Source organism: Streptomyces sp. NPDC088706, from assembly GCF_044752765.1.
In the GTDB taxonomy this organism is placed as follows: Bacteria; Actinomycetota; Actinomycetes; order Streptomycetales; family Streptomycetaceae; genus Streptomyces.
The window spans coordinates 124,522-139,332 of the sequence record NZ_JBIVLW010000016.1; the positions used below are offsets into that span (position 1 = coordinate 124,522).

At 70.4% G+C, this 14,811-nt stretch carries 16 protein-coding genes and 1 pseudogene; 15 read left to right on the forward strand and 2 right to left on the reverse strand.

The window, feature by feature from the left end; all coding sequences use genetic code 11:
* Positions 1-722: 722 nt before the first annotated feature.
* Both ACIQAK_RS27660 and ACIQAK_RS27665 read left to right on the forward strand, forming a co-directional pair.
* Positions 723-1,151, forward strand: a complete 429-nt coding sequence (locus ACIQAK_RS27660; protein WP_366392413.1) for a hypothetical protein — start codon at positions 723-725, stop codon at positions 1,149-1,151.
* A 56-nt stretch (positions 1,152-1,207) separates the two neighbouring features.
* Positions 1,208-1,783 carry a hypothetical protein gene (locus tag ACIQAK_RS27665; protein ID WP_366392412.1) on the forward strand — a complete coding sequence of 192 codons (576 nt, stop codon included), beginning with the start codon at positions 1,208-1,210 and terminating at the stop codon, positions 1,781-1,783.
* A gap of 23 nt (positions 1,784-1,806) precedes the next feature.
* On the opposite strand, the gene ACIQAK_RS27670 is transcribed toward ACIQAK_RS27665, so the two are convergent.
* Positions 1,807-2,247, reverse strand: a complete 441-nt coding sequence (locus ACIQAK_RS27670) for a hypothetical protein (protein ID WP_366392411.1) — start codon at positions 2,245-2,247, stop codon at positions 1,807-1,809.
* Between the two features lie 334 nt (positions 2,248-2,581).
* On the opposite strand from ACIQAK_RS27670, the gene ACIQAK_RS27675 reads away from it, so the two are divergent.
* From ACIQAK_RS27675 to ACIQAK_RS27735, 13 genes are all read left to right on the forward strand, one after another.
* The gene (locus ACIQAK_RS27675) at positions 2,582-3,154 is read left to right on the forward strand and encodes a hypothetical protein (protein WP_366392410.1); all 573 of its coding nucleotides are present in this window, start codon (positions 2,582-2,584) and stop codon (positions 3,152-3,154) included.
* A 353-nt stretch (positions 3,155-3,507) separates the two neighbouring features.
* A complete protein-coding gene (locus ACIQAK_RS27680; RefSeq protein ID WP_366392409.1) occupies positions 3,508-3,930 on the forward strand; it encodes a hypothetical protein in 423 nt (140 codons plus the stop codon).
* A 158-nt stretch (positions 3,931-4,088) separates the two neighbouring features.
* On the forward strand, positions 4,089-4,787 hold the full coding sequence (locus tag ACIQAK_RS27685) for a hypothetical protein (protein ID WP_366392408.1): 699 nt from the start codon (positions 4,089-4,091) through the stop codon (positions 4,785-4,787).
* 76 nt (positions 4,788-4,863) lie between these two features.
* Positions 4,864-5,226 carry a hypothetical protein gene (locus tag ACIQAK_RS27690; RefSeq protein ID WP_366392407.1) on the forward strand — a complete coding sequence of 121 codons (363 nt, stop codon included), beginning with the start codon at positions 4,864-4,866 and terminating at the stop codon, positions 5,224-5,226.
* A 260-nt stretch (positions 5,227-5,486) separates the two neighbouring features.
* The gene (locus ACIQAK_RS27695) at positions 5,487-6,215 is read left to right on the forward strand and encodes a glycosyltransferase (protein WP_366392475.1); all 729 of its coding nucleotides are present in this window, start codon (positions 5,487-5,489) and stop codon (positions 6,213-6,215) included.
* Complete coding sequence (locus ACIQAK_RS27700; protein ID WP_366392406.1) at positions 6,212-6,733, forward strand: hypothetical protein; 522 nt, start codon at positions 6,212-6,214, stop codon at positions 6,731-6,733. The genes ACIQAK_RS27695 and ACIQAK_RS27700 overlap by 4 nt, the downstream gene beginning before the upstream one ends.
* A gap of 827 nt (positions 6,734-7,560) precedes the next feature.
* Entirely contained in the window at positions 7,561-8,238 is a 678-nt protein-coding gene (locus ACIQAK_RS27705; protein WP_366392405.1) for a hypothetical protein, read from the forward strand.
* Positions 8,239-8,276: 38 nt separating this feature from the next.
* Positions 8,277-8,738, forward strand: coding sequence for a hypothetical protein (locus ACIQAK_RS27710; RefSeq protein ID WP_366392404.1), 462 nt, complete (start codon positions 8,277-8,279; stop codon positions 8,736-8,738).
* Complete coding sequence (locus ACIQAK_RS27715) at positions 8,735-9,928, forward strand: hypothetical protein (protein WP_366392403.1); 1,194 nt, start codon at positions 8,735-8,737, stop codon at positions 9,926-9,928. Before ACIQAK_RS27710 ends, ACIQAK_RS27715 begins: the two co-directional genes overlap by 4 nt.
* An 18-nt stretch (positions 9,929-9,946) precedes the next feature.
* Positions 9,947-11,215 (forward strand): MFS transporter, encoded by a 1,269-nt coding sequence (locus ACIQAK_RS27720; RefSeq protein WP_366392402.1) that lies wholly within the window; start codon positions 9,947-9,949, stop codon positions 11,213-11,215.
* A gap of 67 nt (positions 11,216-11,282) precedes the next feature.
* Positions 11,283-11,510: a hypothetical protein gene (locus ACIQAK_RS27725; protein WP_358890118.1), complete on the forward strand. Its 228-nt coding sequence runs from the start codon at positions 11,283-11,285 to the stop codon at positions 11,508-11,510.
* Positions 11,511-11,641: 131 nt separating this feature from the next.
* A complete protein-coding gene (locus ACIQAK_RS27730; protein WP_366392401.1) occupies positions 11,642-12,847 on the forward strand; it encodes an AAA family ATPase in 1,206 nt (401 codons plus the stop codon).
* Positions 12,844-14,643 (forward strand): hypothetical protein, encoded by a 1,800-nt coding sequence (locus ACIQAK_RS27735; protein WP_366392400.1) that lies wholly within the window; start codon positions 12,844-12,846, stop codon positions 14,641-14,643. The genes ACIQAK_RS27730 and ACIQAK_RS27735 overlap by 4 nt, the downstream gene beginning before the upstream one ends.
* Positions 14,644-14,700: 57 nt before the next feature.
* Here ACIQAK_RS27735 and ACIQAK_RS27740 read toward each other — a convergent pair.
* A pseudogene (locus tag ACIQAK_RS27740) lies at positions 14,701-14,811 on the reverse strand (IS5/IS1182 family transposase); the annotation flags it as partial.

Sequence of the window (14,811 nt, forward strand, 5' to 3'; positions counted from 1 at the left end):
CAATCCCAACCAACACCCCACGCCGCCAAAGCTATGGGCTGGCTACGTATCGAGAGGGAACGACGTCCTGCTGGCCCGGTTCCTGGATGACACCGCCTGCAGCACCTGGCCTTCACCGCCCACCCGTCCCGAAGCTCAGGACCCCGCCCGCGGTGACATCCTGGTCCTTTCGTCGACCACGGCGAGTGCCCGCGTCAAACCCGGCGGATGGGTCGAGGCTGAATTCCCCCTCGTCCGACTCGGGCTCGTGGCGAACGTGCGGGCCTCCCCAGGCGGCATCGAGACAGAGCTGGAGCACGTCCGGACGCTGCATGGCGTCACCGGTACCCAACTGGCCCCGGGTATCACTGAAGCTCTACGCCGGTCCGCATGCCGGCAGGGCATCCTCCACGCCACTGTCAACCAGCTCGACCTCTCCCTCCTGGTACCGGAGTGGCGGAGCCGCGCGAACGCCCCCCGACTGTCCGGTCCGCCACCCACGCGAAGCATCAGCCACAAGCCACCGGTGGCGCCGGTCCGCCACGCTCACCCGCGAACACGCTGACCAGCCGCCCTCACCACCACAGGACTACGCGCTGCACTTCGCTCCGCGAACCGGAGCCCGGCCGTCACCCGCATACGCGTCCGCAGGCGAATCCGTGCCGGCGCAACCGCCGGCACCGCCTGGGGCGAGAACCTCACCTGCCCGCTCCCTGACGTAGCCCTCTCACGGAAACGAAGACGTGAACGAACAGTCACAGCACCCCCTACCTCCAACCGCCCATGGGCACCGGCTGGTTGTCGAAACCCTTCAGAAGCGCCCGAACGCGCTTTGGACCCTCCACTCGCCCGGCAGCGCAGAGAACGAACTCGCAGAACTCGTGGTGCGTGCCGCACGGCATCTCGACAACCTGCAGAGCGAGCTGGTCGACCGCTGCACCTGGGCCGCCGCCGACCTGACCCGTGTCGCAGCAGGAACCGCCGCGGCGAACCCCCTGGGCATCCTGCAGACCTCGGGTACCCAGATCGACATCCTGGCTGCACGCCGCGCCGACGCCATCACCCACCTCAAGTCGACGATGGCCGCGTACCAGCGCGCCACCATTACTCAATCCCAGCGCGCCGTCTCCGTCCCGCCCTCCCCGTCTCGAACATCACGACAGACGCTCTGAGGCTGCCCCGGGACGATCACCCTCACGTACCATTCCGCAGACCGGAAGCCTCTCCTGTGCCGCACACCACCCTCGAAACCCTCGCCGCCAACATGGCCGCGCGCCTGCCCGGCGGCTGGACCAGCACCTACCAGCACTACGCCCTCTACGAGCACCAGTTCTCCACCACCAACCGTCTCTGGGACACCGGACACGTCCAGCACATCGCCATCACGTACGTCCTCGGACACGGTGCCGTCCTTCGCGGTCCCGAAGGTCAGGAGCTGTACGTCACCGACCGGCCCCGATACCCCCACCAGGTTGTCGTCGCCCCACTCGAACCCGACCGGGCCGGGATCAGGGCCCACCACTTCGACGGCGTCGAGGAACCGTCCGGCATCGCCGTGCACGCCGACCCCGCACGCGCAGCCGCAGCCGTCGCCCGTCGGCTCCTCCCCCGCTACGAGCAGGCCCTGCTGGAGGTCCTCCAGCAGGTGGAGGACCTGCCGCAACCGCCCGCCATCGCCAGCCGGGCCCCCACCTCCCTGGTCACCACCGGCCCCGGCAAGCTGGAGGCCGGGTTGCCCACGACGGCGCTCGCCCGGCAGACAGCTTCCTCCCCTGCCGGCCGGGCCCCGACCCGCAGGTCCTGAAAGCCTCCGCAGGCACGATGCGCTCATCCCTGGACGACAGTGCCGCGCTGCTCAGCATCGCCGACGAGCTGTACGGAGCGGCGGCCGAGATTCCGATCTCCACGGCCACCGGGTACGGCATCGGACTCGCCGAAGACGTCGAAGATCAAATTCGCCGCCTGGGGTTCCTGCTCTCCTCCATCGCCAACACGGTGGCTGTGCAGAGCCGGGAACCACGAACCCTCGGCGGCCCGCCAGCCGGAACACACCTGAGAGTGCTCATGGAGGCTCACGCGGCGGGCGCCGTGGGGAAGGCACTCGCCGACCTCGCAGAAGCCATGGTCCAAGTCGCACTCCTCCAGGGCACTCCCAGCGTCTACCACCCCGCTGGACGCGCGGAAAGCATCCGTCGAACCCACGCCGCCCTTGACACCCTCTTCGACGCCGCCCGGCACCGTCTCCACCACGCCGCGCGCCACCTTCATCGCAGTGCCGATCGTCTCGGACGCCGCGTGGCTCCGGTCCCCTCCAGTACCGCAGAACCACGCGTCGCTCCCAGGCCACCGGCGTCCACAACCACGCGCCGGTCCAACAACCGCTGATCCGCTCGCGGTCATCTGCCGCACCGTCCGGAAAGTAGACGCCTTGGCTCAACACCCGCGCTTCGACAAGTTCATGCAGGGCCTCGCAGACCGACTCCCGGGCGGGTGGCGACCTCACAGCCCGATTCCTGCATCCGCAGACGCAGTCGGCACCCGGCTCTGGCACATGGGCCCACTCGGATACGCCGGGACCGTTCCCGACCGGCCCGTATTTTCCGTGACCACCTCGCTCGCCGGCCATCAGCTCTATGTCACTCCGCGTCCGGGCCACGGGGACCAGTTCGTCGTCGCACCGCTCCTGCCCACCGGTACCGATCACGCACACACAGACGGCGTCCCCGCGCCACGAGGTATCGCCGTCCCTGCCGACCCAGTCAAATCCGCAGCGCTCATACGTCGGCGCCTGCTCTTCAACTTCCGCCTCGCCGCAATGAAAGTCCAGAGCAATGCCAGCTCCGGACCAGGCATGCCCGTCACCATCACGCTGGACCCGAACGGCCGGCCCGACGTATTGGTCGCCAATGCCCGCGGTCTGTACGAGCTACTCGGGCGCGAAGGGTTCCTTCTCGATCCGGCGACCGGCCGCTGCCTACTGCCCGAGAGCGTCCGTGAGCCGTCGGACGTCGGCTGGCGGACCAACCGGGCGGTACGGAAACTGGAGCGCCTCGGCTTCAGTGTCACGACGCGGCTGGCCGACGGACGCACCTTCCGGCACTCCGCTCGGGGTCATCCGGCCACGGCCGAAGGCCCGGTCGCCGGCTACGCGCACACTCCACGCCGATCACGCTGACCACGCCACCGCCAGCCACAACCCACGTGGTCGGGTGCCCGCAGCCGCAGACAACACCTCGCCCCTCTCAGACCTGCATGCCCCATGGATCGCCCTGACTTCGAACCGTACGACAACGCAAGCAGGAGCCCGGACCAGGTCGCCGGCTCAACCCCGTTCCGCTGCTCGCCGCTGAACACCTCTCCCCACCGCCTTCCTACGCTGGAGACACACTGTCCACTCGTTCATTCGTCGCCCGCCCCACGGAGACCGGCTACGACGGCATCTACATCCATCTCGACGGATCGCCGAGTTCGAAGCTGCCGTTTCTGCTCACGGCCTACCAGTACCGATTCCAGCGCGACCAGAAGGCCATGGCCCGCCACCTCGTCGACGGAACCACCATCGGCTGGAATGAACTAGGCACCGATCTCCTGGACGGAGCCCCTTCCGAGTTGATCACCGCCCTGACCGACGGCGAGCAGTGGCCGAGCACCACCCTCGACCACCTGGTTACCCCCGACGGATCCCCGCCCATACGTATGAACGTCACCGAGCAGACCGCATCTGACCAAGACCTCGACTGGGGATACGTCCTGCGTCCGAACGGCGTCGAGGTGATTGACGCCCGCTATCCCGTGACCGGCCTGGTCGTCAGCTGGAACGCCGACCCGCGACGCGACTTCACCAATCCCGCCACCTGGCCACTCGCAACAGAGCGACGCCCCCTCACATCGCCGCCCACGGTCCACCGCAGCACCACTGCGGGCAGCTCTCGTGCTGTCGCCCGCCGCTGACCGGACGCCAACGGGGTTGCTCCCGCCCCGCCCTCCGATCACGGTCGCGAGCACCACGCGTCCCGCGCGGCTTCCCGGGGAGGTGCACGCTGCGCTACCTCGCCACTCCCTCGGGGCCTGACATCCGGGCCGCGATGAGCGCCGGTCGCATCGGTTGCATGACCACCCCGGCGCAGGGCAGCCGCATACTGCCGAGCGCGATGTATGCCTGCGACAACTCCAAGTTCGGCAGTGACGGCAAGGGCCGCTACTGGCCAGGCACCGAGAAGTGGTTCGCCTGGTTGTCCCGGACCGTTGAACGCTACGGGCCCGATCGCTGCCTGTGGGCGCTCGCCCCGGACGAGCCGTTCGACGCCGTCGCCACTCTCACCGAGTCGCTGCCGTGGCTCGCCCGCATCCGCGAACTGGGCGTCCCCGCGGCCTTCGCGGCACAGGACGGTTGCGATGAACCGGAACTGCTGCCCTGGGACAGTTTCGACGTCCTGTTCCTGGCCGGGACGACGAGGTGGAAGCTCGGCCCTGTCGCCGAACAGCTCGCTCGCGAGGCACAAGTCCGCGGCAAGAACGTGCACATGGGGCGCGTCAACTCCCTTCTGCGTATGCGGATCGCCGAGTGGTTCGGCTGCGACAGCGTCGATGGCACCTACCTCGCGTACGGACCCGACAAAAACCTTCCCAAACTCCTCAGCTGGCTCGACGAACTCGACGGGCGCCCCTCACTCCTCGGCAGCACGCATCATCCCGAGGATCCCGGCCGGGCGGCCGGGCTTCCGCCTCCGCGCCGTGCGTCCTTGCCCGCCGGAAAGAACGTTTCGGCCACGCCACCAGCAGGACTTCCGCGCACCCGGACCCGCTGACTCTTCCCCGCCACGGTGTCCGCGGGACCGCCCGAGCCGGCAGCCCAGCGGCACCACCCCTGACCAGAGGAATCCCTTGTCCCCTCCCCACCCCGACTTCGAGCTGTACGACAACATCGACAGGACACCTGACCAGGTCGCCGCCGCGTGCGTCGTAGCGCCCACCCGCTACGACCTGAGGCGCTGGTCACTCAGGGATTCCGAAACCTTCCGCTCCCAGCACCCGCTGCCCGACGCTCCCTTGCCGGGGCTGGACCCCGGCCCGTACATCGCTGCCCTCACTGCGGCCAAGACACCCGCCGAGGTGAGCGCCGTTACCCAGCACCTCCTGGACGCCGTCTTCCCCACCGTCCGCGAGATCAGCCACCTCCTCGTCGACATAGCCCGTTGGGGGGGCGGCACCGGTCCGCCGCGCCGGACTCCCCACCCAAGATGTTGATGACCGCCGCCAGTCGCTGCCTGGACGCCCTGGCCCTCGCGGACCAGGCCGACATCCGGGTCCTGCGCGACGAGTACGACCCTTCCCCCAAGCCACCCCAGCCGGGCGCAGAGTCCGCCCCGGGCCCCCCTCCGTCGTCACCGGTCCCACCGCCCGCGTCAGCACCGCACCGCCCCGCCACACGGCACACCCCGTGACAGCCGCCGACCGCCCGCTCAGCCCCTGGCTCAATCCGGAGAAGTCCTCTGCACACCGCCCCTCTGATCACCGTCGTCATCGCCAGCCAGCTACGCGATGTCCTGACCGCTATGCACGCCAGCCTCACCCGGCAGTCGGTGCCATGGGAGGCCGTGATTGGCCTCGACGGCACCTCACCGGACCGACTCCCGGCCCCACTCGCCAAGGACCCCCGCGTCCGTACCCTTGCCCTGCCCCGGGCGGTGGGTGCCGCCTGTGCCCGCAACCTCGCCCTCAACCTGGTCCGAACGCCGTACGTGAACTGGGCTGATGACGACGACATCTTCCCCGACCACGCCATGGCCACCCGGCTCAACGTCCTTCAGACGACCGATGCGGGGTGGTGCTCGGGGTGGAGCGAGGACCTCCACCCGGACGGCTCGACAACGCTCTGGCGCTGCTCGACGCCGCCCGGCCACCACGCGGCCGGGGATGTCTGGACGTACTGGCGGAAGCCGTCGGACACGATTCCGATCGGACCCACCACCATCCTCGCCCGCACCGACCTGGTCCGGGCCGCTCCCATGGGCGGTCTCGTCCAGGGCGAGGACTACTGCGCGTCACTCGGCGTCACCACCCTCGCCCCCGGGGTCCTGCTGCCGGTACCCGTCTACCGCTACCGCAAGCACGCCGGGCAGCTCACGAAGAGTGCCTCGTACGACCAGTTGGAGGCCGCGGCGCGAGAACACGCCTGGCAGTACGGCCGCCACCTGCGCACAGTCCTGCGTGCCGGCGCGGGAACAGCCGCGTGACGCCCGCAGCCTTCACCACCTCCGCCTGCGCGGGGCTGGCCAGGCAGATCGATGCGCTCGTCGTCGAATTCCCCGCCGTTGCCGCCGAGGTGTCCGTACCCGATCTTCTCGACCACATCGGCATGCTGAATCACCACCTCAACCACATCACGGAGCGCATGCGGGAGAGTTTCACCGAGCCGGACAAGGTTGGGGCGGTCGAGCGTACGGTACTCGCCAGCGTCGCCGAAGCTGCGGAACAGGTCGCCAGAGCACAAAGGCACCTGACGTCCGCACTGGCACATGTGACTTCGGGTTTCCGAAAGGAGCTGATGCTCCACACCCACCCGCACCTGGTGAACGACCCCGCGTTGGCCCGCACTATAGCCGCCGAGAAATACGCGGAAGCAGAAGAGCACCTGCGTAGAGCCTCCAGTCGGCTGGACAGCACCCCCCGCGGCGGACAGCGCCCGTCAACGGCTTCCCCACCCTTCCGTGCCTCTCCTGCTGTCGGCACGCTTCCAGCCCGGCGCCTATGACCGCTGTCCTCCAAGCGCGTTCTGTACCACCGCCATCCGCTCCCCTGCCCGCTCGACGCCGCTGGTCTCTGCCCCTATGAGGGCGTCCCCGCTTCGTTCCGAGAAAACCGGCACCTATAGAACGTCTTCCCCCGGTTTCAGACCGCTCGGTGTTGCCGGGGCTAATGGCGGCGGCCATCACGTGTCACGCGCGAAGGGTGCTCGACGTCGGCCGACTTGCCCGTCGCGGGACGGGCGCACCATAGCCGGTGATCGCCGGTTATGAAAACCGGCGTACATCGCGATCATTTAGGGATTCCGCCTACCAGAAGGAGGACAACACGCCTGCCCCGAAACGCTCCGAACACGGCGACATGAAGCCAACACGAAAAGCGGAGCACACCGAGGAAATGAACCATGGCTGAGGCGCAGATCATCCTGGCGCACGCCCGGGAGTCCGGGACCGTGGCCATTGCCCAAGGGAAGGAGCACAAGCGGGCGCGCACCGTCCTCGCGGAGGCCGGCGTACTTCGTGACGACGAAGGCGTCTACCACCTGCCATCGGAGGGCACCTTGAACACGGTGGCGGCCCTGGTGGCGTGCGCGAAGCACCATCGCGTCACCGTGCTCACAAGTGGCCGGCGCTTCATCGGCGACGCCGCCCGTGACCTCGCGAGCCAACTGCCCGGCCGGTGGCGGACATCCGTCCAGATCTACTCCCACCCCTCCTGGCAGGAGGACCTGGTGCCCTGGATCTGGGACAGTGGCGAGCTCGGCCGTGCCATCCACAATGCGAACGCATCCCTTACGCCGCCACGCTCAGCGACACGGAGAACGGCACCACGCTGTTGGTCGTCGAGCAGCCCGGCCATGAACTGGGATACGTGGTGGGCGCCTTCGCCCCGGAAGGGCTCGAAGAGGGTTACGCCGATCCGCACGCGCCGCGCAGTATCGTCCTGCCGCCGCTCCCCGGACGGGCGGCCCACGCCATCGCCGACCGGTACCTACCCGCCTACGAGCAGGCCGTGCACGCGCGCCGTATAGCGGCCATCGCCGACGCTCTCGAAAGTATCCGCTCCGATTACGGTGCCTGGCAGGCCATGGTCACCTCCGTCCGCCACAGCGACGCGACCCCGCTCAGCGCCGCCGCGCTCGGCGCCACGACCGACGAGTTCCTCGACAGTTCCTGGCGTAACTTCCTCACCGTCGTCAACCATGCGCCGCCTCTGATGGTCCGGTGCCGTCCCACCACCAGCCCGTGGCCCTCCGACGCCGGGACACTGTCCCGACTGGCCGACGCCGTGAACGCCGCCGAGATCCTGGCCAATGAGGTGGCTCTCGGAGGTTCCGTGGCACCACGAGAGCGCCGTGCGCGCGCGTGGTCGGCCATCGAGACCTGGCTCGCCGACGGCGAGACCTTCCTGCGCCAGGCCCGCATGGGCGCGCCCCACCGACGTCCGGCCCTCCCCGTATCCGCGCCGGTCCGGCCGCCTGTCGCCGGCCGACCCGTTCAGCGCGGCCACTGACTGCCCCCCTTCGACGATGCAAGGAGAATTCCGCCCTCTTGCAGCCCGGCCCCCACTTCACCTTCGGCGACCACGACGAACACGGTCTCGTCGCCTCCTTCACTTCCCCGATGCCCGCGCGCCTCGCCCACTGGTACCTGGAGCGTGAGCAGTTCGAGCCCATCCCCGGTGAACCAGCCCTGTTCCGGCTCAGCGAGCCCGAGCGCGACGGAGTCCGCCGGGCCCGCCAGGCTGTGCACGACCTTCGCAGCCTTGGGTACACCGTGCAGGCCGACATCCGTCTCGATCCGGCGCTCTCCGTCGGCCCGGCTCGCCCAATCCGGCCGAACGGGCTCACTGAGCGCCGCAGCCGCCTCGCCCAGGCCGCTGCCGGCGCAACGACTCAGCGTCGCGCCACTCCACCTACGACCTCCGCTCCGGCCGCCCGGCCTGTACCGCCGAAGCCCGGCTACGCGCCGACCGTGCATCTGACGGCAACGGGCGGCGGGCGGTCTCGATGACACCGACCAGCAGTCCCACCCCCGGAAGCCGCCAGCCAAGCGCCGCCGAACTTTCCAACGGAGCCGGTAACTTCACGCTCCGCATGTCGGTGATCGGCTGCGATACCGACGCCGCGCTCGACCGGACGCGTGATCGCCACGGCCGTACCGTCCACCCAGGTGCCGCCGAAGCCGCACGGGCTCACCGCGACAAGGCCGCGGTGGAGGCGTACCGCACTCACCTCGCCCCGCACGCCGAGGCTCTCCTCGACGTCGCCCACCTCGTGCTCGACGAACTGCCACCGGCTCAGCATCTGGCGGGGTGGCAGGCCGTCCTGGACGGCCTGCACGCCTCCACCGCCGAGATCCACCGGATCCTCGAACGGCCCATAGGCCCCGGCTCCGACGACGAGCGCGCTCAGCACGCGGCGCTGTGGCCTCACCTCACCGTCTGGGCGGATCACGGCTATATCGCGAGCAACCTCGCCGATCAGCGTGACGGCGGTCAGCACCAGAGGAGTCCGCTGACCGACGAGGAACGGCAGATGTGGACCGAGATGGCCGTGGCGGCGCAGCGGCGCGGTGAGCTGGAGCTGACCGAGTCGTGGTATGCAGCCGACGGGCAGCCGATCACCCTCGCCTACCTGGTCGAAGACGACGAGTCCATAGTCGTCGCGCTGCGCGGCGACCCGGGGGCGCCTGGATGGCAGGTGATCGGGCACTACGAGCACGAGTACGAGGCGGGGAAGGACCTTCCCTCTCCCGTCCCACCCGGCGTACTGCGCAGGAACCTCTCCCGGCACAACCGACCGGTCCCCGCACCGGAGATGTCCCTGCAGGATCTCATCCGCGATGTCGTCGAGGGCCGCACTGCCGGTGACGCTTCGAACGCCCTCCTCGGCGCCGTCCAAGGCGGTTACGCCGCCGGTCCCATGGTCCGGCTGCAGGAACTCGTGGAGACGAGCGGCCAGTTCGCCAGCGCCCTGGAAACCGTCCAAGGGCAGCAGATCGCCGCCCGGCTCTCCGCGCTGGGGCGCCAGATCGAGTTCCTCGCCCACGAGGTCCAAGAAGCGGCCGAGGACCTCGGTGCGACCGTCGCTGTCCTGCCCCCGCACCGGACCCCCGTCCTGCGCGCACGCGCCCGACCTGCGGTGGACACCTCACCCCCTGTGCCGCCGCCCCTCGCCGGTAGGCCCGCCCGCCTCCGCTGAGCACCGAGAAAGAACCCGTTGTCCCTGACCGCACCCCCGGCCCCGGCACCGCGCATCACGTACGGCGCGGTGCTGGGCAGCCCGTACGTCGCCCGCCTCCTCGGCGGCACCCTCACCGGCCGGCTCCCCAACGGCATGGCCCCCGTCGCCATCCTCCTGTGGGCCACCGCGAGCGGCAGCAACATCGCCGTCGGCGGACTGCTCAGCGCCCTGTACGGGTTGGCCTCCGCGCTCGCCCAGCCGGTCAAAGGGCGCCTCATGGACCGCCACGGCCAGAGCGCGGTCCACCTGCCGGCCGCCCTGCTCAACTCCACCCTCCTGGTGGCCCTGCCACTGGTCGGGGCGTACGGCGGCTCCGGCATGGCCGCGGCCCTCGTCATCGGCGGCGGACTGGCCGCGCCGCCGCTGGAGGCCGGGCTCCGGGCGCTGTGGCCGAGCGTGCTGCCCGACCCCCGGCTGCGGCACGCCGCACTCTCGCTCGACACCGGCACGCAGGGCCTGCTGTACATCGTCGGCCCCCTGCTCGTCGCCGCGCTCGCCTCCGCGTACAACCCCGCCGTCGCCCTCGCCGTCACCGCGGCCCTCGGCCTGGTCGGCACCGCCACGGTCGCCCTGTCCCCGCCGTCACGGCGCTGGCGCCCCGACGGGTTCGAGGACCAGGACGCCGCCCCGGTACGGCGGCTGGCCACCCCCGCCATGACGCTGCTGCTCGTCTCGCTCACCGGTATCGGCGTCGCGATCGGCGCGATGAACGTGTGGTCGGTCTCCATGGCCGAGCACTACGAGCAGGACATGCTCGCGGGCATCATCCCCGCCGCGTTCTCCGCGGGCAGCCTCGCTGGCGGCCTGATCTATGGACGCCGCACCTGGTCCGGCACCGCCACCAGACGGCTGATCGTCTCCACCGCCGCGTTCCTGGGCGGGTGGCTCCCGCTTCTCGCTCTCCCGGCCCCGTACGCGGCTACCGCCGCGGTCGCCGTTCCCGGCGCGTGCCTGACCATCGTGGTCGCGTGCGCCTACGTCACCACCGACGCCCTCGCCCCCAAGGGCCGCACCACCGAGGCGTACGCGTGGCTGATCCTCTCGATCGGCGCCGGACAGGCCGCCGGTACCGCCCTCGCCGGACGTCTCGGCGAGCAGCCGCTCGCCAGCGCGGCGCTCCCCGCAGCCGGCGCAGCGTTCGCCCTCGCCGTCCTTCTCGCCGCGCGCCAGCGTCTGAGCCCGACCGGACACCCGCAGCGCGGCCGTCACCGCCGCCCGCCCCGAGGCCGCCACAAGACGCACTGATCACGAACGCATCCGGGCCCACCTCAACCTCACCCAACACCTTGCCACCACCCGATAGGAGTCTGCCTTGACCGAAGCAGCAGAGCCGTTCAGGACGATCCGGCACAGCATCACCGGCGAGATCACCACCACCGGCTACAACGGGGCCGCCCGGCGGATCCTGCTCCAGGACGGCTTCGAGGAGACGCCAGACTGCACCTGCCGGCCCACCGAAGGAACGCACGCTCAACAGCCAGCGAGCTGCTCGTCGCCGGGCATCCCGTGCACCTGGACCGATCCCTCGGCCGGCCGGTGAGCACCGACGGTACGCCTCGGTTGGCCGGTCGCCGCTGTCGGCACAGTCCGTAATCCGCTCCGAGAGCTGCCGACCCCTCCAGCGCATCGCCAACTCCACCCGCACCCATACCTGTTAAAGGGGCCTCGCTTTTGACCACACCCGCAACGCCCGGTAGTCCAGCGCGCACCAAGGGCGGCGAACTGCGGGCCAAAGTCGCCCGACTGCTCGCCCACCAGCCGACGGCCACGCTCACCATCGGGGAGATGGCCAGGCAGCTGGGCCATTCCCACGGCGCCGTCCGCAACGCGGTCTTGACCTTGGTGCGACGCGGCGAGGCCGACCAAGGTGGGACCGGCCAACCGTCGTTCCGCGCGAACGCGAAGACCGTCGCAGCCGCGAGGGCAGCTGTGATCAGCCCACCGGGCACCCACGCCCCCCGCGCCCAGGCGGCCACGACCCGCACAACCACTCCCGCGGCAGCCGCGCCCAGGCGGACCGGACCGATCCGCCGTGCGGGGGGCCAGCTCTACCACCCCCGGGAGCTGGCCGATCTGCCCGACGTCGAAGCGCTGAACCGCTTGAGGGATGCCGACGTGCCGGTGCTGCTCTACGGCCCTCCGGGCACCGGTAAGACGAGTCTGGTCGAGGCGGCGATCCCCGACCTGCTCACCGTCGCCGGGGACGGCGACACCACGGTCGGCGACTTGATCGGCGAGTACACGCAGGCCGACAGCGGAGGCTTCGTCTTCCAGTACGGGCCGCTGGTCACCGCGATGACCGAGGGCCGCGCCCTGCTGATCGACGACGCAACCCTAATCTCACCGATGGTCCTGGCGGCGCTATATCCCGCGATGGACGGACGCCGACAGATCCAGGTCAAAGCGCACAAGGGCGAAACGATCAAGGCCGAGAAGGGCTTTTACGTGATCGCGGGGCACAATCCCGGCGTCCACGGAGCCGTGCTGACGGAGGCACTGTCGTCCCGGTTCAGCGTGCAGATCCAGATCGGCACCGACTACGACCTCGCCACGGCGCTGAAGATCGACGCCCGGGTCGTCCGAGTCGCCCGGCACCTCGCCCACCAAGTCGAACTCGGCGAGCTGGGCTGGGCCCCCCAGCTCCGAGAACTGCTGAGCTACCAGCGGACCGAGGCCGTCCTCGGCACCAAGGCCGCGCTCGCGAACCTCGTCGGCATCGCCCCTGCCGAGGACCGCGACGCCGTCGCCGACGCCATCATCAAGACCGTCGGCGTCCCGAAGATCGCGCCCCTCACCCTCGGCAAGCAGCTCCCCGCCTCAGCTGCCCGGCGGCCCCCGGGCAGCACCGTCTCCGCACACCAGGGCCGCTCGCGATGAGCGCCCACCACCACGTCCAATCTCCCGCCAATACGCGGGACGATGATGCCGACCTCGCGCGCTGGGACGACGACGGTGCCCCGCCCGCGCAGCCCCGGTCTTCCCCGGCCGCCTGGCGGCGGGTGGGAGCCGAACTCGGCGACCGGCTGGTCGCCCTCTCGGGCCGCCAGGACCTCCTCGTCACCTGCCGTCCGGGCACGCGCAGCGGCGCTCCGGCCGCCTACTTCCCCACGCTGGGCGAGGTCGAGTTCGACGCCGGCCTGTTCGCCCCGCTCCAGCCCCACGAGATCCATCCGCGGATCGTGGGAGACGAGGAGCGGTACCCGGCCGCCTGGGGAGTGTTCGTCCACGAGGCCGCGCACGCGGCCCACTCCGTCTGGACACCGCCTGCCGGAGCGGACCCCCGGGTCGTCGAGGCCGCACTCCTGCTGGAGGAGAGCCGCGTCGAGGGCGCGCACCTGATCACGCGGCCCACGGACCGTACGTACCTGCGCACCAGTGCCCGCACCTTGGTCATGCCCGACATCGACCACCCCACCCTCCAGGGCATCGAGCACGCCGCCGGCGTGGCGGCCCTGATCCTTGGCCGCCGAGACGCCGGCATCCTGGACGCTGGCGAGACCCACGCCGTCGCCGATCTGTGCGAAAAGGTGCTGGGCGCAGACCTGCTGGCCACCCTCACCAACATCTGGACATCAGCCCACCAGTGCGCCGACCACGACGCCACGAGCATGCTCACGCACGCTCAGAACTGGTGCGACGCTCTGGACGCCGCAGCCCCCGCCCTGCCCGTACCGGAGAACCTCGTCGACCTGCTGTCCGGCGCCGTGGTGGTGGTCATGGACAGCACGGCTGCTACCGACGCCGCCGATCTCGCGGCACAGGACGAAGCGATCAACGCCGTGGCCGAGAAGTCCAAGGCGCAGGCTCAGGACCGCGCCCAGCGGGCCGACCAGCGACGCAGAGCCGCCGCCTCCGCCAAGAGCGTCTTCAACCCCCGCAGGGCCACCGTCAATCCCGACGGCACATCGGCGCCCTCCAGCAACCCGGTCACCGGCACCCGCAGGCCCACCGCCGCCGAGCAGAGCGCCGCCGCCCGCCTGAGCCGCGCCCTGCGTGCCGCCGCCTACCGCGAGCGGACCGCGGAGCGGACCACCAGCCCCACCCCGCCCGGCCGCCTCAACATGGGCCGTGCCCTCGCCCGCGACGCCCAGCGCGCGGCCGGGTCGGTCCCCACCGCGGAACCGTTCACCCGCGTCCGCCGGCGGAACTCCCCTACCCCGCCGCTGCGTGTGGGGATCGCCGTCGACGTCTCCGGCTCCATGAGTGCCGCCTGCAAGCCCGTCGCGTCCGCTGCCTGGATCGTGGCCCGCGCAGCAGCCCTGACCGACCCCGACTCCCGCACCGCCACCATCGCCTACGACAGGCACCTCACCGCACTCACCCGACCCACCCACCGAGCACCAGAGCGCGTGACCCTGTTCAAGGCCAACGGCGGCGCCCACAACCTCTCCGCCGCCGTCGACGCACTCGACCACGGCCTCGAACTCAGCCGCGCCGGCACCGGCCGCCTCCTCGTGATCGTCACCGACGCCGTCTACACCGCCGACGAAACCGCTGCGGCCGTCACCCACGTCCAGCGGCTCACGACCGCCGGCTGCGCCGTACTCCAGCTCACCCTCACCGCGGAGTCCCGCCACTTGCCGGGGACCACTCTGCTGCACCTCCCCCGGCCCTCCAGCGCTCCCGCCGCCATCGCCAAGGCGGCCACGGACGCCATCCGCAGGACACGTTGAGACGACACAAAAGAAAGAAAGCAGGAACAACCACATGGCAATCCGCACTGAGCTTCTTCAGCGGTGGCGCTTTAGGGTGAGGATGGCCTTCGCGACTGACGTCATGCGGTTGGGGCTGCATCGGGATCTGCGGAAGATGCGCCAGGACTTGAGTCGTGCGACGCCGCG

Coding starts and splice junctions, on each gene's coding strand:
- ACIQAK_RS27715 (WP_366392403.1), top strand. CDS start 8,735: ATGACACCGACCAGCAGTCCCACCCCCGGAAGCCGCCAGCCAAGCGCC.
- ACIQAK_RS27735 (WP_366392400.1), top strand. CDS start 12,844: ATGAGCGCCCACCACCACGTCCAATCTCCCGCCAATACGCGGGACGAT.
- ACIQAK_RS27685 (WP_366392408.1), top strand. CDS start 4,089: ATGACCACCCCGGCGCAGGGCAGCCGCATACTGCCGAGCGCGATGTAT.
- ACIQAK_RS27670 (WP_366392411.1), bottom strand. CDS start 2,247: ATGAAGGTGGCGCGCGGCGTGGTGGAGACGGTGCCGGGCGGCGTCGAA.
- ACIQAK_RS27680 (WP_366392409.1), top strand. CDS start 3,508: ATGGCCCGCCACCTCGTCGACGGAACCACCATCGGCTGGAATGAACTA.